14 protein-coding genes are annotated in these 21390 nt (G+C 44.3%); 1 reads left to right on the forward strand and 13 read right to left on the reverse strand.

Annotated elements, in window-relative coordinates; translation table 11 throughout:
* Positions 1–12: 12 nt before the first annotated feature.
* Together GGD38_RS31950 and GGD38_RS31955 are read right to left on the reverse strand one after the other, a co-directional pair.
* Complete coding sequence (locus GGD38_RS31950) at positions 13–3228, reverse strand: SusC/RagA family TonB-linked outer membrane protein (protein ID WP_375296430.1); 3216 nt, start codon at positions 3226–3228, stop codon at positions 13–15.
* A 511-nt stretch (positions 3229–3739) separates the two neighbouring features.
* A complete protein-coding gene (locus tag GGD38_RS31955) occupies positions 3740–4111 on the reverse strand; it encodes a hypothetical protein (RefSeq protein WP_375296431.1) in 372 nt (123 codons plus the stop codon).
* Here GGD38_RS31955 and GGD38_RS31960 point away from each other — a divergent pair.
* A complete protein-coding gene (locus GGD38_RS31960; protein WP_375296432.1) occupies positions 4110–4580 on the forward strand; it encodes a RidA family protein in 471 nt (156 codons plus the stop codon). The genes GGD38_RS31955 and GGD38_RS31960 overlap by 2 nt on opposite strands.
* 51 nt (positions 4581–4631) lie before the next feature.
* Here the strand turns inward: GGD38_RS31960 and nagB are convergent, their stop codons facing one another.
* From nagB to GGD38_RS32015, 11 genes are all read right to left on the reverse strand, one after another.
* Entirely contained in the window at positions 4632–6551 is a 1920-nt protein-coding gene (gene nagB / locus GGD38_RS31965; RefSeq protein WP_375296433.1) for a glucosamine-6-phosphate deaminase, read from the reverse strand.
* 199 nt (positions 6552–6750) lie between these two features.
* A complete protein-coding gene (locus GGD38_RS31970; protein ID WP_375296434.1) occupies positions 6751–7683 on the reverse strand; it encodes a DUF4434 domain-containing protein in 933 nt (310 codons plus the stop codon).
* A 9-nt stretch (positions 7684–7692) separates the two neighbouring features.
* Positions 7693–8580, reverse strand: a complete 888-nt coding sequence (locus GGD38_RS31975) for an alpha/beta hydrolase (RefSeq protein WP_375296435.1) — start codon at positions 8578–8580, stop codon at positions 7693–7695.
* A complete protein-coding gene (locus GGD38_RS31980) occupies positions 8580–9254 on the reverse strand; it encodes a GDSL-type esterase/lipase family protein (RefSeq protein ID WP_375296436.1) in 675 nt (224 codons plus the stop codon). Before GGD38_RS31980 ends, GGD38_RS31975 begins: the two co-directional genes overlap by 1 nt.
* Position 9255: 1 nt before the next feature.
* Positions 9256–9936 carry a GDSL-type esterase/lipase family protein gene (locus tag GGD38_RS31985; protein WP_375296437.1) on the reverse strand — a complete coding sequence of 227 codons (681 nt, stop codon included), beginning with the start codon at positions 9934–9936 and terminating at the stop codon, positions 9256–9258.
* Positions 9933–11792, reverse strand: a complete 1860-nt coding sequence (locus GGD38_RS31990) for a sodium:solute symporter family protein (protein ID WP_375296438.1) — start codon at positions 11790–11792, stop codon at positions 9933–9935. The genes GGD38_RS31985 and GGD38_RS31990 overlap by 4 nt, the downstream gene beginning before the upstream one ends.
* Positions 11793–11824: 32 nt before the next feature.
* A complete protein-coding gene (locus GGD38_RS31995) occupies positions 11825–13222 on the reverse strand; it encodes a DUF5009 domain-containing protein (protein ID WP_375296439.1) in 1398 nt (465 codons plus the stop codon).
* A gap of 36 nt (positions 13223–13258) precedes the next feature.
* The gene (locus tag GGD38_RS32000; protein WP_375296440.1) at positions 13259–14668 is read right to left on the reverse strand and encodes an alpha amylase family protein; all 1410 of its coding nucleotides are present in this window, start codon (positions 14666–14668) and stop codon (positions 13259–13261) included.
* Between the two features lie 35 nt (positions 14669–14703).
* Positions 14704–16386, reverse strand: a complete 1683-nt coding sequence (locus GGD38_RS32005; RefSeq protein WP_375296441.1) for a DUF5018 domain-containing protein — start codon at positions 16384–16386, stop codon at positions 14704–14706.
* A 60-nt stretch (positions 16387–16446) separates the two neighbouring features.
* Entirely contained in the window at positions 16447–18153 is a 1707-nt protein-coding gene (locus GGD38_RS32010) for a RagB/SusD family nutrient uptake outer membrane protein (RefSeq protein ID WP_375296442.1), read from the reverse strand.
* A 20-nt stretch (positions 18154–18173) separates the two neighbouring features.
* Positions 18174–21368, reverse strand: coding sequence for a SusC/RagA family TonB-linked outer membrane protein (locus GGD38_RS32015; RefSeq protein ID WP_375296443.1), 3195 nt, complete (start codon positions 21366–21368; stop codon positions 18174–18176).
* Positions 21369–21390: the final 22 nt, after the last annotated feature.

Below are 21390 nucleotides of genomic sequence, written 5' to 3' on the forward strand. Positions count from 1 at the left end.
CTATGGCAATCGTTAAAAATTAATATCAATACCCAGGGTCACGGTCCTTCCGATGGGGAAACCACCACGCTGATACCCATCTATCAATGGCGAAGAATAGGCGCCCGATGTAGTTCTGGCTTCGGGATTAATACCACGGTAGTTCTTCGACATAATATAAAACAGGTTCTCACCGGCCGCATACATCCTGATACCATTCAACCGCATACGTTTTACCTGTTTGGCCGGCAAAGAAAAACCTAACATACAACTGCGAAGGGCGGCATAGGATCCATTTTCAATTACGTAATCGGTCAGCATCCAGTCGCTGCCGCTGGAAGCGTACGGCGTTTTACCATCGCCGGGGTTGGCGGCACTTATCCAGCGGCCGGGTGTATTGTAATTTCTATTATACCATTTCGATTCGTTGTAATAAGCATCGCCATTGAAAATGCTGGCGCCCTGTACACCCTGGATCACAAAAGTGAGATCGAACGATTTGTATTTAACGGTATTGGTTACCCCCCAGGTAAAATCAGGGAAGGGTTTGCCAAGTATCGTACGGTCGGCTTCATCAATGACCTTATCGCCGGTTACATCAACAAACTTCAACCCGCCGGCTACAAAGTATTTCGACATGGCGCTTGTATAACCGGCCGCTTTTGCATCGGCAATTTCCTGATCGCTTGTCCAAACGCCATCGGTTTTATAACCAAAGAACTGTACTGAAGGACTGCCTACAATAGAAGCATATATTTCATTGCGTTCGCCATAATTATATTGGTACGGCTCGCCACCCATTTGTAATAATTTATTGCGGTTACCCGAAATGTTAAGATTGGTTGACCATTGCCAGTTCTTTTTACGCACGTTCACTGACGACAATTCCAACTCTAAACCCTGGTTACGCACTTTGCCAATGTTATTCCAGTATTGGTTTGAACCGGAGAAGCTCATGGTTGCCTGTTTGTACAATAACCTGTCAGTAACCCCATTGTAGTACTCGATGCTTGCAGTAAAACGATCGCCAAACAAACCAATATCAATACCTGCATCATATTGAAAGGTACGTTCCCAGGTAAGCACATTGGGCAACACGTCATTGTTAGCCGCCAGTCCGCTACCCAGCGTTCCGGTTCCAGCGCCAAAAGCGTAATTAGCGATATTCAACAGTTCGAGGTACGAGAAGGGTTCTATCTTATTATTACCGGTAGCACCATAACTGCTGCGCACCTTCAAATTACTCAACCAGCGAACATCTTCCATAAACGGCTCGCTGCTGATGCGCCAACCGGCAGATACCGCGGGGAACCAACCATATTTTTGTCCTTCTGGAAAATAACCGCTGCCATCGGTACGCAGGCTGGCGGCAAAAAGATACTTGCCTTCATAATCATAGGTGAGCCTGCCCAGGTACGACAACAAACCTATGGGGGTTTTCTTTGTATACGTACCTGAAAGATCAATAGACGATGCCTGGTTTAGGGTTTGAATATCGTCGCTGGGCAGGTTCATACCTGTTATCTGACTTTCATTAATGCTGGTCTTTTGTGCAGTGAAACCCATTAAGGCAGAAATATTATGTTTGCCTTTTATACTGGTGTTATAGTTCAGCGTATTCTCCCACAACAGGTCGATAAACTTTTTAGAATAGTTTACGCCTCTGTTCACATCGCCATCGGCTTTGGCATTCTTCTTCGAAAAACTATTTGATTCTATATAATTAAAGTAAGCGCTCCCCTGTGTTTTTAGTGTTAATCCTTTATACAGGTCAATTGTGATATCGGCGCCGGTCAATGCCCGATAGTTATCGGTAAAACTGCTTTGACGCTCGGCTATCGATTTTGGTGTATTGTTACTGCTGCTGAATGGGATCACTTTTCCATCGGTAACACTGGCATCGGTAGCACTGTTATAATAAGTGCCATCGGGCATATAGCCCTGGTAAACGAGATTGCTGAAATGCCCGGCCTGTGCCCAGTCGCCCGGTTGCAGGTTGGCCCATTGCGGATTTTGTTTTACAAAAGCGGCAGTGGCGGCAGTATGTTTAACGGGTAAACCTGAATAAAAGCGATAGTAATCGGTAAAGTTCACTGCTGGTGATTCAGAACGGGAATACGATGGATTGAAATTAACGCCAAACTTTACTTTAGGGCTAAGCGCACCATCTATTTTGGCTTTGAAGTTCATTCTATCTAACCCGCTATGGCCCATAATACCTTCATCGCTTTGATAGTTACCCGATACATAATATCGAAGGTCTTTACCACCCGAAACGCCCATTTGCACATTGTAGATAGATGCGTTTTGCAAAGCTTCTTCCTGCCAGTTGGTACCATCGCCATTACGCAATACCTGTTCAACCAGGTAACGCGCTTTTTCCTGTGGTGTAGTGAGGTTTTGATTGGCAGCCGTTACTGTTGGGTCTTTTGCGCGCATTGCCGCCTCTTCATACATTTTCGTGGTGTACTCGCCGGTACTCATAATAGGGTGCAGCTTGTACGGCGCTTTTTGACCGTAGTACGCTTTTACCGCATATTTGGGTTTGTTGGTTTTACCGCTTTTGGTGGTAATGATGATAACGCCATTGGCGCCACGCGAACCGTAGATGGCCGAAGAGGCAGCATCTTTCAGTACTTCTACCGACTCCACATCAAATGCATTTACCATCGATAAACCATCGGGCACCGGGTGACCATCAACCACCACCAGCGGATCGGCGCTGGCGCTGATGGAACTTAACCCACGTACCCGTATTCGTGGGTTCGATGCCACTTCAGAGCTGGTGTTCTGCATCGTTACCCCCGCAATTTTACCAATGAGGGTTTTATCTAAACTGGATGTTGGAATTTCATCGAGGTTCTCATTCTTTACTTTCGAAACGGCACCCGTTAAATGCGACTTGCGTTGCTGGCCATAACCAATTACAACAATATCGTCGAGCACTGCTGCCTGTACTTCCAGCTGAACGGTAATGCTGGTTCTTCCATTCAGTTCAATGATCTGCGATTTATAGTTTACCGCGCTGATCATCAATTTGGCTTTAGCGCTGTTGACTTTAATTGTGAAGTTTCCTTTTTCATCGGAACTGACGCCTGTGGCGTTTTTGGCGCCTACCACCGTTACCGATGCGGCCGCCAACGGCGCTCCCGATTTGGCATCTGTAATTTTGCCCTCAATGGTCTTCTGCGCCAGCGCTACCACGCTTAGGAGCAGACACACGATGAGGCTTCCCAAATTTTTTTTCATATAAGCAGTTTATCGTTAAATCAATGGGCAATGAACAATAGGCAATTGGCAAGAAAGAAAGAGGATGGAACGTTAAAACATTGACAGTCAATTTGTTTTGCGGTTAGCCTGCGCCGAAGTTTCGGCGAATGAAAGGAAATCTTCATTGGCAATGGGTTTTGCTATCGTTATGTAATCTTTTGGTCGGGCCACCAATAATTGGTTAACCAATAATTGGTTGACCAAAACTAAGCGATATAACTTCTAAACCAAATTAATTTTAAACAGATGACAGAAAGTGGTTGTGAGAACTGCAATTAATGAATTGATACTCAGGCAAATTATCCATGAAATAGCACTAGGATTAAAAGTTTTTAATAACCCGGAAAGCGTATGTAGAACACCTTTTTTTGAATTCATTATGGCCATCATGAATTCAAAATTTGAAATTTTGAATTCATTGTGGCTATAATTGTTTTCATTATAGCCATCTTTGTTTCAATTGTCGCCATCTTTGTTTCAATTATAGCCTTCATGAATTCACTTTTTTAAATAATGAATTCATTACGCCTATCATTGTTTTCATTATAGCCATCTTTGTTTTCATTATGGCCATAATGGTTTCAATTGTCGCCATTTTTGTTTTCATTATAGCTATAATAGTTTCAATTATCGGCATTTTTGAATTCATTATGCCTATAATGGTTTTAATTGTCGCCATCATGAATTCAAAATTGGCCATTCCTGCATCTAAAATGGCCTTATTATTTTCAAAGACAGCGCCAATGAAACTCATGATGCCAATAATAGAAATCATAGCATCACTCATCAAAACAGGTGCGGCTATAATTACTTCAGGCATAGTTATAAGTATTTCAAACACCATAAATAATACCTTAACCATGATTAAATTCATTTCCATCCTGGCCATTTTTACTTCACTTGCCCTTACAACGAAAGCACAAACAGCTCCCAACGTCACATTTATTGACCCCGAGACTCTATCTACACCACGCGGTTATTCGCATGCTGCGATCATTGATTTAGGCAATTGCAAAATGGTGATCATGAGCGGACAGGTGGCGCTGGACCCCAAAGGGAATTTGATTGGTGCCAATGATATTGCCAAACAAACAGAACAGGTGTTCCGCAATATTAAAAGTATTGTAGAAGCAGCCGGCGGTAAAATGGACCATCTGGTGAAGCTGTGTTATTTTACAAGAGATGTATCGCGCATTCAGGATGTTCGTAACATTCGCGATCAGTTCATTACTACTAAAACCAAACCGGCCAGCACGCTGGTAGAGGTAAGTAAATTGTTTCGCGAAGATGTGTTGATAGAGATTGAAGCCACGGCTATTATACCGAAATAAAAAAGGGCAGGCCCACTTAGCAACGGCCCACCCTTTAGCATTTACAGAACACTAATACTGCCAGCGCACAAACGCTTCCATGGCAGCATATTCGGCTAAACCTAACTGATTGTAAAGGTCGGCTGTCGCTTTATTTCTTTCTTCGGCGCGTTGCCAGAACTCGCGACTATCGCTTCCCTGGAATACCACGCCATCTTTTTGCGACTGATGTTTAAAAATACCGGCACGCTTTTTCAACACCTGGTCGGGACTTAACGGCACTGCCATTTCAATTTGATGAATGTCCCACTCGGCCCAGGCGCCTTTGTATAACCATAGCCAGCAATCTTTCATATAATCTTTTTGCTTCAGGCGCTTCATGGCTTCGAGAATAGCATCGAGGCAAACCTTATGTGTACCATGCGGGTCGGCCAGGTCACCAGCTGCATATACCTGGTGGGGCTGCACTTTCTCAATCAGGTTCATAATGATCTCGTAATCTGCTTCCCCCAATGGTTTCTTTTCAACCAGTCCGGTTTCGTAAAAAGGCATATTCAAAAAATGCGCCTGTTCGTCGGGCACGCCGGTATAACGGCAGGTATTCAACGCTTCCCCACGTCGAATGATGCCTTTTACATACCGCAGCTCATCGATGTCCTTCTCGCCTTTGGCTTTTGTTTTCAGAAACCGGGCCGCCTTTTCGTACAGGGCCGTGCTTTCTGTATTGGTGATATTGAATTGCTTATTGAAATCGAGCACAAACTGAATAAAGCGGAATGCTTCATCATCGGCCACAGCAATATTACCCGATGTTTGATACGCCACATGCACCTCATGTCCCTGATCGACCAGGCGCTGAAAGGTGCCACCCATGGAGATAATATCATCATCGGGGTGCGGACTGAACAACAGCACGCGCTTCTTATGCGGCGTTGCACGTTCGGGGCGGTTGGTATCGTCGGCATTTGGTTTACCACCCGGCCAGCCGGTGATGGTATGCTGTAGCCAGTTAAACACATCGATATTAATATCGTAGGCCTGGCCATACAGCGCCAACAGATCACTTAACCTGTTTTCGTTATAGTCGTTATTGGTTAACTTCAAAATGGGTTTATTAACCGTTAACGCCAAATGCGTCACCGCTTTTTTTATCATCTGCTGGTGCCACATAACCGTATCGGTTAACCAGGGTGCTTTGTTACGGGTAAGTTCAAGGGCGCAGGCATCATCTATTACAAACTTTACATCGCTGTGCGCCTGTAAATAAGAAGCCGGCACCAACTCAGTCACTGCACCTTCAACAGCCTGTTGTACAATGCCGGCCTTATTTTCGCCCCAGGCCAATAGCACAATCTTCTTCGCCTTAAGAATTGTACTAACACCCATGGTGATGGCTTTTTTGGGCACATTGGTTGTGCCACCAAATTCAGGCGCCGCATCGAGGCGGGTGCTTATATCGAGCGTGATCAATCTTGTTACAGAACTGTTGTGCGAACCGGGCTCGTTGAACCCGATATGTCCGTTACGGCCAATGCCCAGCAATTGAAAATCTATTCCGCCTGCATCTTCAATAAACTTTTCATATTGCTCGCAATGCATTTTCATAAATTCCTGTGGCACGGTGCCATCGGGAATATGACAATCATCCTGATCGATATCGATATGAGCGAACAGGTTCTCTTTCATAAACCGCTTATAGCTTTGCCAGGCTATGGGTTGAATGGGAAAATATTCATCGAGGTTAAAAGCGATCACATTGTGAAAGCTGAGGTCGCCTTCACGATGCAGCCTAACCAATTCTTTATATACTTTTTTTGGGGTAGAACCGGTAGCCAAACCCAATACGGCGCGTTGGCCCTTTGCCTGTTTATCTTTTATCAGTGCGGCTATTTCATGCGCCACCTGTACAGATGCTTCGGCAGCGGTGGCATATTGTTGTACGTGGATCTTTTCGAAACTTACTGTTCGTTTATTGTTTAATACGGTTATCATAGATGTAATACTTTATCGTGAAACGGCAAACGTGAAACGTGAAATAGTTGCCGGGCTTTGAGACTCGCTTCTTCGGCAATCGTGAATCGGCAATCGGCAATCGGCAATAGAGACTCATAACTATTTTCATTTTCGCTTCAATTCAGACTTCCTACTTCTTACTTTCCACTTCTTACTTCCTTCTTAATTCCCTATACAATCAGATATTACTTATATACTCTCTATATCTATTATACAAATGCCCCGCCTGCAAATAGGAAGACTGCGGGCTCATGAAATGTGAGAATTCAAACGTGATGGCTTTATCGTATCCGGCCCGGCGGGCGGCTTCGAGCTTCAGGCGTAGCTTTTCAAATTTGATAGGCAGAAACTTTATGGGCATATCGCGGTCGAACGATTCGGCGTTTGTCCAGCACTGTAAACCAAATTGATCGGCCATCTTTTTATTGATGGCGAAGAAATCGTCGAGCTCATGATAATCGATATGTCCGTCCTGGAAGGCCACTGCATCAACGGCGCCTTTTACACCAGCAAAGATCTCGCTCCACTCCTGCTCATGTTCTTTTAATGAAACCGCATCTTCTTTGGTGAGTGTACCCGAAGCGGCCATTACGGCTTTCTTACCATCTATCCAGGGCGAAATAAGGGTGGGCAAATTGCCACTCACCTCTTTACATTGCATACCCAGCGTTTTAAATGCCTCGGTAGCGCCTTTTGTTTTACGGCTGATCTCCATGCTCAGGTACCAGCCTTTAAAACTTCTATGATGACCGTATTGGTTCCATACTTCATCTATCACAAAGCGGTTGCTGTCTATTTCATGTTGCATATTACCGGTATCCCAGTACTTACCACTGTCGTACAAACCAAAGTAGAAGTTCATACCCAGTTCATCGGCCAGTTGTAAAAACATATCAACCAGGTCAACGGGCGGGGTATAACACCCATGTTCTTTTATTAAATATGCAGAAGGATAAGTGATGAACCGGCGATAGCCGCTGCGGATAAGAATTACTGTATCTATGCCAATGGCTTTCATATACTCAAAATCGCGCCGCCATTCCTCTACACCCCAGTTCTGATGGGGAATATCGTGACTGATCTCATCCAAAAAAGTACCTGTGATCTTCATAATACGCTTTTATTTTATCAGGTTCTGATCGTCTTTTTTTACCAGCACATGGACCGGCTTTAGCTTTTGCTTTATGGCTTGCTGCATAAACGCATCCATTTCTTTAAACCGGCGAAACATATAATTGCTTACTTCGTGGCCGCCGCCTTCATAAGAGTACAATACCACCGGCCATTTTCTTTTAAGCATTTCATCGTATAAGGTACGGGCGCCAAACATGATCATCCAACCCTGGTCAACGGCTTTGCAAAAGCGGTGGGCCGAAGTGGCATAGGGCACCAGTTGATCGTTTGTACCATGCATCATAAACACCGGTAAAGGCGCGTGATCGTACACTGTATTTATATCGAGCACAGCGCCGGCAAATGAGAGCACACCGGCATAACGAAATGTTTTGTACATGTTGTAGGTAGTATCGTTTTTACGGGTGAATGGATTGAACACCAGGTTCAGCACCGCCTCGGCGCCTGCACTGCTGCCCGCTAAAAATATCTTTGAGGTATCTACCTGCAGTTCGCCGGCATGGTTCACTAAATAAGTGGTAGCGTCTCTCCCATCTTCCACAGCCTGCTGAATGGCTTTTAATTTTTCGGGTAGAACCATATCGCAACCAAAGCTTTTGCCTTTCAGGTATAACCGGTATTTGATCACAAATACGGAATAACCCAATTTGGTCAATCCATCGGCCATTGGTTTTTGATTTACCGGATCACCACCTGTAAAGGCGCCGCCATGAATAAACAGTACCGACATTCCATTTGAGGTGGTGGTTGGCTTATACCAATCGAACCACAGGGTGCTGGTATCTTTTACGGCGTAGGTTATTCGTGTAGGCTGGGCATGCATTACTATAGGCCGGCAAAATAGAAAAGCAATTATTGTAATTATTACCCTCATTATAAATACTTTCTCTTTTTAAGAAAATCAACCCACAAAACATAAGCAGCTGGCTTCAAATGAATGCCATCAGCCGTATACTCTTTCTTCAAATCACCGTTCTCATCTGCAAAGATCTCATGCAGGTTAATATAGGTTAAATTGAATTTGGCTGCCACCTGTTTAATACCCACATTCAAATTCAGAATACTGTCCTTTTTATTTTTCAGGTACGCTTCTTTGGTATATGGTTCATACAAAGGCAGCACACTTTGAATGTAGATCTTTGTTTTAGGCGTATGCGTAGTAAGGTATGTAAGGATGCGGTTGTAATTATTCAGGATCACCTCTTTTGGTAATCCGCGACTGAGGTCGTTTATACCTATCAGCAGAAAGATTTTTTTGGGTTTTGCTTTTGCCACTCCTTCTAACCGCGCCAGTACGCCAAATGTATTATCACCACCAATACCACGATTCATGATGGGTTGCCCGCTTAACAATTCGCCCCAGGCGCCCCGTTCGGTGATACTGTTACCCAAAAATACGGTAGCATTCTTTGGCGGGGTTAAACTGTTGAACAGCTCCATTCTGCCCTGATAATAGGTATTGTTATAGTTACTGTCTATTTTCTTAGGAGCGTCTTGTGCAAATGTGGGAAGACCAAGTAATAACAAAAATCCTATTCGTGAAATCATCTTATAAATACTTTTTCTTTTTTAAATAGTCTGACCATGCCAAATACCCCGCCGGTTTGCAATGCAAGCCATCGGTAGTATACTCACGGCGCATTTGTCCTTTTTCGTCAACAAACACTTGATTGTACAGGTCGATGAAAGGCACATTATACCTTGCAGCCACCTGCTTCAAGCCTTCATTCAACTGCTTGATCTTTTCATTACTGATCTTCGCATAGATGTTTGCCAGCATGGGCTCATGCACCGGCAATACGCTTTGCAAATGCAATTTTGTTTTGGGCAATGCGGTTTTGATAGCAGCGGCTATGCGATCGTAATTCTTTACAATATATTCTACCGGCACCCCCCGCTTCAGGTCGTTCACGCCAATAAGCAAAAAGATCTTTGCCGGCTTTACATCAATAACCTGGTTCAAGCGGTTCAATACGCCCCAGCTATTATCGCCACTGATACCACGGTTTATTACATTAATACCAGGCAACACTTCGCTCCAGGGCCCTGCTTCGGTAATACTATTTCCTAAAAACACAATGGGCCTGGGGGCAGGGTGTAATTGATCGAAAAATTTAGTGCGTTCAACGTAGTAGTTGTTAGCATAACTGCTGTCAACCGGTTCGGTTTGTGCAACAGCTTCACCCAACGTAGCCATCATCGACAATACAAGGACCATTTTTTGTATCATGCCGCTGTAATTTTAAGTCTGTTGTACCAGGTAAATTTTAAAATAACCATACAAACCAGCCATACGCCCATGGCGGTAAAGCCATAACTCACAAAACCAAACACAAAGAACACTGGCATTATCACCATACTCATTTGCCAGCAAATACCAACCAGCACGTTCAGCATATCCCATTTAAACTGGCGGTTAGGTTCAAATGTAGGCTCTACCTTTTGTACCCATTGCAATACGGGTTTCCAGAACCCCCAGGGTTTGGTGTTGGTATAAAATGTTTGTAATACCTGTTTATCGGGCATTGGTGTTACCAAACAACCAATGATACTGGCGCTTATCGATAAAACCAGAATTATAAAGAAGGAGATCAAAGTACCTATACCGCTGCCAAACAGTTCCTGGTAATTGGTAAAATAAGTTGCACTTAACCAGGCCATTAGTTTTGGAACAAAGGTGGCTGATAGTAACCCAGCCAGCATACCGGCAAAATAACCATACCCATTAAAGCGCCACCAGATCCATTTAAGTACATTGGCTGCCGCATAACCACCATACAGGGCCGAAGAGATCCACAAGGTTAATGAACTAAGCGAATTGGCAAACAAGCCAAAGAAACAGCCGATTAGAATGATGGTTACAGAAGTAAGATAACTGCACTTTACATAGTGACGGGGCGACTCGTTGGGTTTGAAATATTTTTTATAGAAATCATTTACCAGGTAAGCAGGTGCAGCATTTACAAACGCCGAGAAAGTACTCATAAATGAAGCCAGTAAACCCGCCAGCACAATACCCCTGATACCTGCCGGCAAATAATTACTTACCACCTGGCTTAATATTATTTCAAAATCGGGTTTTGGTTGTCCCTTCAATACAGGCATAAAGGAATTGAAAGCGATGAGCGTTAAAGCGCTTACCATCATAAACAGCGGAATGTACAATACCAGGTTGGTGAAACCTGAAAGCTTGGCTGCTTCCCAGGGTTTCTTGGCACTGAGTATACGTTGCATATCGAAACCGGGTACCGGACCGGCCAGGCTTGCAAAGATACCTTTACCGATCATCATCAACACCAGCGCACCAAACCAAATAAATCCGTCTTCCGAAATTTTATCATTTACCTGCGAGAAGTTACCCCAGTTGATATCGAGCTTCCATTGTGGCCAGAAGTTTGCCCAGCCACTGGGCAATTGCTGATGCAGCTGATCGTAGTTAACGCCTTTTACGGCAAAGATCACAACCAGTATACAACTCACTACCAGAATTCCATATTGCAACACCTCTGTTGCCACCACACTGTACATACCGCCTTTTACGGTATATAAAGTAGTTAATGTAACAATGATGAACGCATAAGTTTGCTGATTGGTAAGCACAGCGTTGGAAAGGTCCCAGGGCAGAATGTTCGCAGCAAATTTTCCAATGCCTACGAATACATAACCAATAAAACCGATCACACTTACAATGGCAAAGATCACTACGATCATATGCGCCAGGCGGCCGCTACGATCGTCACCAAAACGTTTAATGATCCAGTCGGCGCCGGTGAGTGCATTACTTCGCCTTATCCAAACTGCCAGGAACACCATTACAAAGATCTGGTTCCAAATGGGCCATAGCCAGGGCAGCCAGGCGGCTTTAAATCCATAGATAAATAACAACGCTACATAAAAAGCGGTACCGCTTACATCGAACATGCCACTGCTGTTACTGAACCCCAGCCAATACCATTTAATGCTGTTATCGCCTAAAAAGTACGACTGCATATTCTTCGAGGCCTTCTTCGAGATCCAGAACCCCAGTCCAATGATCACCAGTAAATACAGGATGATGATCACTATGTCAATTGTAGATAGATTCATGAGTATTTTATTTCGCTACACTAGTTTTCAAGTTACGTTTTCCATTGCCAGCCTTTCTTTGTAAATGATACTGTTACCAATGAAACAATACCGGTGAACAGCAGGCCACTCAACACGCCGCCAATAACATTCTTTTGCATACCTGTATACAACGCAAATCCGCCGGTAAGGTGGAGCAATGGCAACAACAATAAATTGCCGGTCACATACGCCACCATGGGATTTTTTCCATTAAGGCTAAAATAGTTCACCACCTTTTCGCCCGGCTTTGTTAATTGAAGGCCATTGAAAGCCAGCATCATAAAAAAGGCCAGTCCGGCAGTAACAAAATAATAGCTGAACGTTGATGGATCTTTTTTAATACCGCCTTCCCAGGCTTCAAAAAAAAGCCCAAGCAATAATAAGTATGTACCTGCTGTAAAGAACCTTGTTATCAGTGAAGGGTGCTCCCTGCGTATTTTCTGTAGGATAAAATAGTTGGCGGCACAGCAACAAACGGTAAGCACACAATTAATTACCAGGTGCCGCCCAAACAGCAATATAATATTCACCGCTATAATTACACCCGATAGGGCGGCAATAATTTTTTCCGTGGCCGGCGGCGTCTGTTCTTTCCGGGCTTTTATTTCACCGGCCTCTGCTACCAGCCAGTCGCCCGCGAGGGTACCAGGTATTATGATGAACAAATACTTAAGGTAATAGAACTTGTACATCCAGGGCAGCGGCGACCATTTAAACACCACTTCATTCCAACTGCCAGGGATTTGCGCACCCAATATAATAGCCATTACAAATGGCAGAATGCCTATTCTCAACCAGGGATTGTTTTTTGTGAACCACCAAATGATGATGCCGAACAATGCCATGTTTGCCAGTACAATAATTATTATGTCGTGCCGGTTGAATGAAAATCCTTTTCCATCTTTAAATGGTAACATGAATAACAGCCAACCGGCGCCAACAAATGCAGTCACTTTTATTACCAGCCAAAATGTTTTGTTTTCTGTATTGGCCGGACTGTACCATTGAAAGAACAATAAGATAAAAGAGATAATTGACAACCCGTAATACGAGGCAGCAGGTTCACTAGTCATCATAGTACTGCGAGCATGCACGGTGAACAGGGCAAAGAATACCAGTCCAATATATCTGCGCACGGCAATAGATAATATATCCCACAATCCTTTTCCTTCCTTTGCTTTTTTATGCAAGGCCAGTGGAATGGCAGCGCCCATGCTGAACAGGAAAAAAGGGAATACCAGGTCTACCCAACTGATGCCCGGCACTTCGGGATTGTACGCATGCGAGGGCGGCGGCGTTTGCGCATGGTACATCCATGCCGGCAAAATGCCGAAGGCAATGCTGCTTGAGAGGACCATTGCCAGGATGGAGATACCTCTTAATGCGTCAAGACTTTGGTTTCTTTTCATCAAACTTTCCTTTGTCATTATTCCACCACTCGTCAACTACTTCTTAATCCCATCCGCAATGGCATCCCACAACGGTTGTTTTAACAAATTGGTGTTGGGAGCATATACATGTATAAGATCGAACAACATAACGCCGCCGCTTGTATTGGCCATAATGTATTTTATAGCCCGGGTGATCTCTGCTTTTGACGACCACGATAAATTACCCATATCTATACTTCCATAATGCGGCACCTTGTTCTTTGTTATATACTTAATACCGTTTATTGACCCCTCAATGCTCCACCAGTGGTATTTGAGGTTGGCGGTAGCACTATTCTCTGACAACATTATTTGAGTGTAGTAATTACCTGTCATTAAGATATCGAGCTGCTCGGTATAACCGGTTTCATTGTAACCGGGGTAAGCCCAGTCGAACCTAATACTTTGATCGGCAAACGGATCATAATCCTGGCTGGCCCAGTTAACACCTACCTGGTAGTAGGTTCCGTACCACGCGCCCACATATACGCCAAAGCTTGCATTGGGTTTTATGGCTTTAACTGCGCCCCTTGCTTTTTTGAAAAAATCGTAAATAACACCTGAGCGATACAGCAACCATTTTTGCCAGTATTTACCAGTGGTGTTGGGCAATATTGTGCCGCTGCTGTTCTTCCACGATGAAACAATATCGCCGGGGAAATTCATAGATGAAGCGGTGTTATCATTGTATTTATTCTTTAAGAACTCAATGAATTTTGTTTTACTGAAATCGGAGAAATCGGCATATGCATCGGCATAGCGGGCATAGTCGAGAATAAGCCCGTCAACATTATATTTGGTTACAATTTCCTTTACAATATTCAGCGCTCTTTCCTGTACGGCCGGTTGGGCCGGGTTTACAAATCCATTACGGCCGGTGCTGGTAATTGGCACGCGATTGCCATTTACATCGCAAACAATAGATTCGTAATTGCTTTTAAAAGTAGGATTATCATACAGGGTGCCCATACCTCTACTGGCATCGCCTTCAACAAATGTTACTGTAGAAGCATATACCTTGAAGTTACGTTTATGCGCTTCCTCAACCATGAACGCTACATAATCTACATTAGGCGTAAAGCTAATGCCACCGATAGAAGAATACTGCGTAGTGTATGCACTTGGGTACATGGTATAACCGGCGCTGCCTTTTACATCGAGTACCAGTCCGGTTACGCCTACATTCTTTAAGGTATCGAGTGTTTTTCTTATTTGGGACGTATCGTTAAACCGGCCGCTGCTGCTGTATACGTTCGATCGGCAGTCGATCCACACCAGCACATTGCGCGCCCGCACTGTATCGGCATTTCCTGTTCCTTCACCACCGCCATTGCCGCCATCTGATGAGCCGCTTTTTTTACAGCTTACCGCAAATAGCAGGCTCAATGCTGCTATTGCGGGAATGAGTGACATATATTTTTTCATACGATAATTATTGGTTGGAGTTGAAAAAGCGGGTATTAAGGAGCGTATTTAGTGAATTCGTATCCAACAATACCGCCATTGGTAAGCAACATATACACACATATTCTTTCGCGGTCGTCGTTCAATACTGAGCAAACATCGGCCACGCCATTACCGTTTGATACAGCAGTAAGATCATTTGCATCGGCAGAAGTAAATATGCGGAAGCTGTTGAATCCGGCACTGCCAGAGGTTAGGCCTATATTAGATGTTCTTGTTACATCGAACACACTTAAACCCGCCTTGGTGCTGTTGACATTTTTAAAAGTTACCACCGCCAGGAAATTCGCATTGTTGAAATTGAAATAATCCATGGGCATATGCAGCGTACCAACAACTGAGGTTTCGGTTGTGAAGGCAACAGAACGTCCATTGCTGCTTCCGTTTACCAAAGCTATTTCGGCAGGATAGTTTACAAAGTAATCAGCAGTGGCAGTTGTACCAATTGGTTGCGCCTCTGCATAGAACGACCAGGGTGATGCACCCTGATAAACCTGAGTGGTCGGCGTATTGCTTACCAGCGTTCCGTTTGAAATTCTCCAGCTAAACACCACATTCGATACACCAGCTGTAGCCATGATCACTGCATCTTTGGTTACATCGCCATATACATTCACTCTTCTGCCTACGCCACCATCGCCGGCAATTGCAGCCGGGTTGTTATTAGTCCATTGTATAAGTTTTACAGGCGCGTTATCAAACACGTTGTTGTATTGATATACATAGAACACACCACTGCCTTTTGCCGCGTAAGAAGTAACGAGAATATGACCCGCAGAATCGTTAGCAATGGCAAAGCTGCGCAGGCTACCGGGAGGCACGGCCATATCCTGTACATACGCACCGGTTTTACGATTGTATATTTTATAGGTAGATGGCGTATTGCTTAGCACTACCACCAGGTAATCGCCGCTTACCGCCATGGCGCGATTTACATCATTACTGGTAAGACCTGTAAGTTCAGAAGCGGTCTTTTTCCATAACATACGGCTGATACCTGCACCGGAACTCAGCTTAACTGGTTCTTTTGCAACAAGCGTATAGGTTTTAGAGGTACCATCAATGCCGGTAACCGTAAACGGTACAGATTGATTTAAATTAAGCACTGTTCCATTGTCAATAGAACATTTTGAATGGGGGCTCATGGAAGATGTAAGCGTTACCGACGAAACATTTGTTCCTGGTACTATGTAAAAAACGGCTTCGTTGGTGATATTATTAATAATAGCATCTACCTGTTGTGCAGCGCCATTCTCTGTATAAGTGATGGTTGCTTTATCCAGTTCAAGGTCGGCAACCTGTTTGGCCACCAGTACATAAGAACTTACAGCACCATCGCCCGAAGTAACCTTTAAATTTACAGGGCTACTGAGGTCCATAGGCTCACCTAACCCCGGCAACAATGTTGCATCGGTGGGAATTGTAGCTCTTACAATGAGCCTTTTAAGATCAGTGGCGTTATCAGATTCTTCGGGTTGAAAGTATGGAATGGAAAAGTAGAAGGTATCGTTGCTGAAACGAGATTCAAATAAACGTTCTTTGCCCTTCCCTTCCAATGTCATAAACATATCACTGATAACATTTCCACCGGCGCGGGGCACAGCATCTGCTTTTCTACAACCGCTTGCTATGCCGGCGGCAATTGTAGGGATAATTATATATGCTAGTAAATTCTTCATTGCGTTGTGTATTTGGTTTTCGTGAATTGCCCATTGCTTATTGCCTATTGCTTATTGATTTTACCAGCCTTTAATTTGTGTAAGGGCTGTATTATTCAGCAATTCAGCTGTTGGAATAGGAATATAGTACAGGGCGCCGGTAAACTGCCTGTTGGTATTATCGGCATTTACTACTTCATAAGTATAGCCTCCGCCGGCCGGTGTAATTTTATGTCCTTTAAAACGTACATTATTCAAAACCGTATGTGCTTTGCGCCATCTTCTCAGGTCCCAGTAACGATGCCCCTCAAACGCCAGTTCTACTTTACGCTCATGCTCTACTGCCTCCATCAATTGCTCAACAGTTGAAGCATGTGTATTAGGCAGCTTTGCCCGGTTGCGCACCTGGTTCAATGATTGCTGGGCACCGGAAATATTATTCAGTTTGGTAAGGGCTTCGGCATGTATCAGTAATACCTCGGCATACCGCATTTCAATCCATTGCTGCGTACTGCCATTTATAACAAAATTTGCATTGGCCGAATCGAGCATCTTTCTTACATAATACCCGGTCACTGTTTTGCGGGGCTCGGGTGTTGTACCGTATTCAACATAACCTTCGGCACTGCCGGGGGTGGTGTTAATGATCCTGTCATTTTTCCATTTAGCAGTATTAAACAGAATAGTAGCATAGAAACGCGCCTCGCGGCCTGCATACGGATTGGCAGCATGTGTAGTATTGCTCCATAGGAATTTTGTACCGTCATTCATTTCAAACTCATCAACCAGGTTGGCAGTAGGCACACCATATACCAGGGCCTGACTGCTTGCATCCAACGGTGGCACAAAACCCAGGTCGTACGTATGCGTTACTTGTGGCGCAACAAAATTCAAACTAAACAATGATTCCTTGGTTGCCTTATTGGTAAACACATTGGCAAAATTGTTTTCCAACGCATAATAGCCTGCGTTGGCCAGGTCAATTACAGACTGGGCGGCATTGGCAGCATTTTGATAATAGGTTTGAGCGTTTGCAGCATTTACACCGGTAAGCTCATCGCCATTGAATTGTTTTTTATCGTACTCTGCAATTGATGCAGCATATAACCAGGTACGGGCCAACATACCATAGGCGGCGCCCTTGGTGGCACGGCCTGTTTGGGCCGTGCCCCATTGCACAGGCAGGTTCTCTGCGGCATATTGAAAATCAGCAGCAATGAATTTCCAGCAATCTTCTTCTGATGAACGCTTGTTCTCTTTGCTGGTGTACTGGCCCATATTATCGAACAGAATTACACTGCCATGTAATTTCACCAGCCAGAAATATACATAACCTCTTATAAATCGGGCTTCGGCCTCGTATTGCTTTTTGGCTGCATCGTCAACCTTGGAATATTTATAAATAGCATCGATGAATTCATTCAGGCGGCGAATACGCTCATACCCATTGCCCCAGTAATTTAACTGCGGACCTGCAGCATTTACCCGCGAAGCGTCGCTGGCCAGAATGTTAACCGTGCCGTTACCCGATACGGCTGAAGTATATTTCATAATGTCGGTCAATGCATCGGTGGCATTGTCGTACCCAATAGGAAACTGCCCGAACTTAAACCTGTTGAACTCTCCATAATTCTCAGCCAGGTATAATGGAATATTTGCCGGGTTGCTCCAGATGGATTCTTCAGAATATCTGCTGGTGGGCATAACGTCTACTTCACACCCCTGCGTCATCATTACCACACCTGCCGCCAGCATTGTATTTTTTATGATAGAGATTATTTTGCTCATAGCCTTCTTTCAATTTTTGATTAGAGAGTAATGTTTACGCCACCTGACACCATGCGTTGTTGTGGATAGAAACCATTGTTCACGTTGGGCATTTCAGGATCGAGGTACTTGAGTTTATCCCAGGTAAACAGGTTAAAGCCTGAAACATAAAAACGTACTTGTTTCAGTTTGGCTGCACTAAGCCATTTTGCAGGGATTGTATAACCCAACTGCGCCGATTTCAAACGTACATATGAACCATCGCGCACCCAGCCCGAATTAGCATGAGCGTTATGCGCACTTAAGGTTGCTTTGTAAGAGCTAAGGCGGGGGAATTTTGCACCTGGATTATCAGGCGTCCATGAATCTTCTACGAGGTAATAAGGAGAGTTACCAAAATTGTAGAACGTTTTTGTAAATGGTGTATTATCATCAATACCCGACACATTGCTTGAACCTTCATAGGTTCCGGCCAGGCTTACATTACACAGGGTTGCACCCTGGATCAAAGCAGAAAAATCAAATCCTTTATACTTAAGATCTATGTTCAAACCAAACATAAGCTCGGGCGTATTGGCGCGGCCAATAAAGGTCATATCATCGGTACGGGTTAAACGGCCATCGCCATTGAGGTCTTTATATTTGAAAAAGCCAGGTGCAACATCACCACCGCTCGGAGATATACCATTGGAAGCTTCTTCCCAGTTCTGGTACATACCTTCAACTACAAAACCCACTTTTTCTCCTACACGTCTGCCAACGGTACGCATCCATTCAGGCAAACCAGCCTGTTCATTTCTACGAATGATCTTGTTCCTCGACCAGTTGAGGTTACCGGTTACGCCATATTGGAATTCTCCAATATGATGATTATGTCTTATCTGCAGATCGAATCCACGGTTATCTACTTTACCGTAGTTAAGCCGTGACGGATAATAACCACCCAATGAACTGGGGTATAATGCTGTAACGTCTGCAAGAATGTCATCGGTCTTTTTATAGAAGAACTCAAGATCAACACCTAATAAACCATTCAGGAAAACCGACTCAAAACCACCATTTATCATGGATGATGTTTCCCATCTCAGATCAGGATTAGGCACCGCATTGGTATAAAGACCAGCTACGGGACTTCCGCCAAACACATACACCGGTTTGGGTGTTAAACCATAAGTTGCCATATAAGAGAATGGCGGTACATTCCACTCGGCACCCATTTTACCATACGATGCTTTTAATTTTAAAAAGCTTACTGTTTTGCTTAGCTCATCAAAGAATGACTCCTTGCTTATCACCCAGCCCAAACCCACACCGGGAAACGCTTTCCAACGGTTTTTTGGCGCAAAACGTATTGATGCATCCCAACGATTTGCCACTTCAAACAGGTACTTGTCTTTAAATGAATAGTTCAGGCGAACTACATAACCAGCTCTTCTTTCTACGGAATCAAAACCGGTTGGACTGATCCAATCAAGTTGATCCTTACTTCCATAATTTATTTGTTGCAGATCGGCAATGGCAAAATTGCTGGCGCCGGTAGAGAAATTATTGGTTTGGTATTGCGACCACTCATACAAAGCCAATGCGTTCACATTATGATCCCCGAATGTATTGTTATAAGTAATACTTGGCTGGAATGTTTTGCGGTTGTACTGGCTATATGCCTGGCGCAGGGTAGTTTTTGTGATACCGGGCGGATTGGGAACCAGTTCAAAATCACCGGTCACCTTTTCACGGTCGCGGCCCATCATCTGATAAGGGCTCAGCCAGTTCTTGGTCTCTGTTATATTTCTATCGTACGCTACCAGTAATTTTCCTTCCAGGCCTTTTACCCAGGGCGCCTTCACATTAAAGGTCATGTTACCCTGAAAAACGTTTTCCTGCCTTTTTTGATAACCCGATTGTTCTACAGCAGCAATGGGGTTTACCCAGCCGGCACCGGCGCGATAGGCCACCGGCAATCCATTGGGGGCGTACTCAGGCAGGTTAGGCAACATACGAACAGCCTGATAGAACGGGTTCATATAAGCGTCGTTATCTGGCGCTATACCGGGCGTATTGCCCAATTGTTGACGAACAGCCAGATCGAGCGATGCAGAAAAAATATCATTTAACTGCGCATCAACGTTGGTGCGTGCATTGTACCGTTTATAATCGGTATTCTTCACTACCCCATCCTGATCGAAATAGCTGAGGCTTGAAAAGAATTTTATTTTTTCACTACCACCACGAACCGTGATGCTGTGCTGTTGCGAAGTGGCATTATTACCGGCCAGCATGCCCACCCAATCAGTATTTCCCAATAAAGGGTTGGTATTGGTACCGTTTCGTACAGCGTCAATTTGTTCCTGTGTATATAAAGGCGCCACAGGACTGGCGCTGGTATGCATATTATAGTCGTTATCCATTTCAACGCCCTTATTATACCAGGTCATGTAATCGGGGCCATTGAGAAATTTAGGAAAACGGGTATTACTGTTTACGGTTACAGCGCCATCATAACTTACAGAAGGCTTTTGGTTCTTACCTCTTTTGGTTGTGATTAGAATAATACCATTGGCGGCCTGCAATCCATATACGGCGGTTGACACGGCATCTTTTAAAAAGGTCACACTTTCAATTTCACTGGGGTCCAGGTTACTGAACGAAGGGCGTTGTACGTTGTCGATAATGATCAATGGCCCACTGCTCACATAACTGCTTACACCGCGAATACGCAGCATGGCATCGTCGTTACCAGGCCGGCCGCTTTGTTGAACGGCAACCAGTCCAGGAACGCGACCGGCAAGCATATTGGTAACGTTCATGGTTGGTGCTTTCTTTAATTCGTCGCCATTGATCTGTGCAACAGACCCTACTACACTTCCTTTCTTTTGTTTACCATAAGCTACCACCACAACCTGTTCCATATCGTTGGTGTTATTGGCCAGTTTCGCCATTACCTGAATACCAGCTTTGGCTACAATGGTAAGGTCGGTAAAACCGGTTCGGGAAATAACAAGGGTAGCTTTGTCGCCGGGAATTCGTAAAGTGAATTTACCGCTGGCATCAGTAGCCGTTCCCTGGGATGTGCCTTTAATTACTACAGATGCACTTTCAAGGGGCGCACCATCTGTATTGGTTACAATACCCGACACCAATTGTGCCTGGCCGTAAGAAAAATGGTGACACAGGAGTAGGAATGCGCAAACGCTCATTGCGCGTACTGCCAACAAAAAATGCCTCAAATGTCTCATACAGTTACATTGGTTAAAAAAG

Source organism: Niastella sp. OAS944, from assembly GCA_024809215.1.
Classification (GTDB): Bacteria; Bacteroidota; Bacteroidia; order Chitinophagales; family Chitinophagaceae; genus Niastella.

Excerpts from the sequence above, each read along its gene's own strand:
- GGD38_RS32000 (WP_375296440.1), bottom strand. The coding sequence starts at position 14,668 with ATGAAAAAATATATGTCACTCATTCCCGCAATAGCAGCATTGAGCCTG.
- GGD38_RS31975 (WP_375296435.1), bottom strand. The coding sequence starts at position 8,580 with ATGAGGGTAATAATTACAATAATTGCTTTTCTATTTTGCCGGCCTATA.
- GGD38_RS31970 (WP_375296434.1), bottom strand. The coding sequence starts at position 7,683 with ATGAAGATCACAGGTACTTTTTTGGATGAGATCAGTCACGATATTCCC.
- GGD38_RS32005 (WP_375296441.1), bottom strand. The coding sequence starts at position 16,386 with ATGAAGAATTTACTAGCATATATAATTATCCCTACAATTGCCGCCGGC.
- GGD38_RS31950 (WP_375296430.1), bottom strand. The coding sequence starts at position 3,228 with ATGAAAAAAAATTTGGGAAGCCTCATCGTGTGTCTGCTCCTAAGCGTG.
- GGD38_RS31995 (WP_375296439.1), bottom strand. The coding sequence starts at position 13,222 with ATGAAAAGAAACCAAAGTCTTGACGCATTAAGAGGTATCTCCATCCTG.
- GGD38_RS31955 (WP_375296431.1), bottom strand. The coding sequence starts at position 4,111 with ATGGTTAAGGTATTATTTATGGTGTTTGAAATACTTATAACTATGCCT.
- GGD38_RS31985 (WP_375296437.1), bottom strand. The coding sequence starts at position 9,936 with ATGATACAAAAAATGGTCCTTGTATTGTCGATGATGGCTACGTTGGGT.
- GGD38_RS31990 (WP_375296438.1), bottom strand. The coding sequence starts at position 11,792 with ATGAATCTATCTACAATTGACATAGTGATCATCATCCTGTATTTACTG.
- GGD38_RS31960 (WP_375296432.1), top strand. The coding sequence starts at position 4,110 with ATGATTAAATTCATTTCCATCCTGGCCATTTTTACTTCACTTGCCCTT.
- GGD38_RS31980 (WP_375296436.1), bottom strand. The coding sequence starts at position 9,254 with ATGATTTCACGAATAGGATTTTTGTTATTACTTGGTCTTCCCACATTT.
- GGD38_RS32015 (WP_375296443.1), bottom strand. The coding sequence starts at position 21,368 with ATGAGACATTTGAGGCATTTTTTGTTGGCAGTACGCGCAATGAGCGTT.
- GGD38_RS32010 (WP_375296442.1), bottom strand. The coding sequence starts at position 18,153 with ATGAGCAAAATAATCTCTATCATAAAAAATACAATGCTGGCGGCAGGT.
- nagB (WP_375296433.1), bottom strand. The coding sequence starts at position 6,551 with ATGATAACCGTATTAAACAATAAACGAACAGTAAGTTTCGAAAAGATC.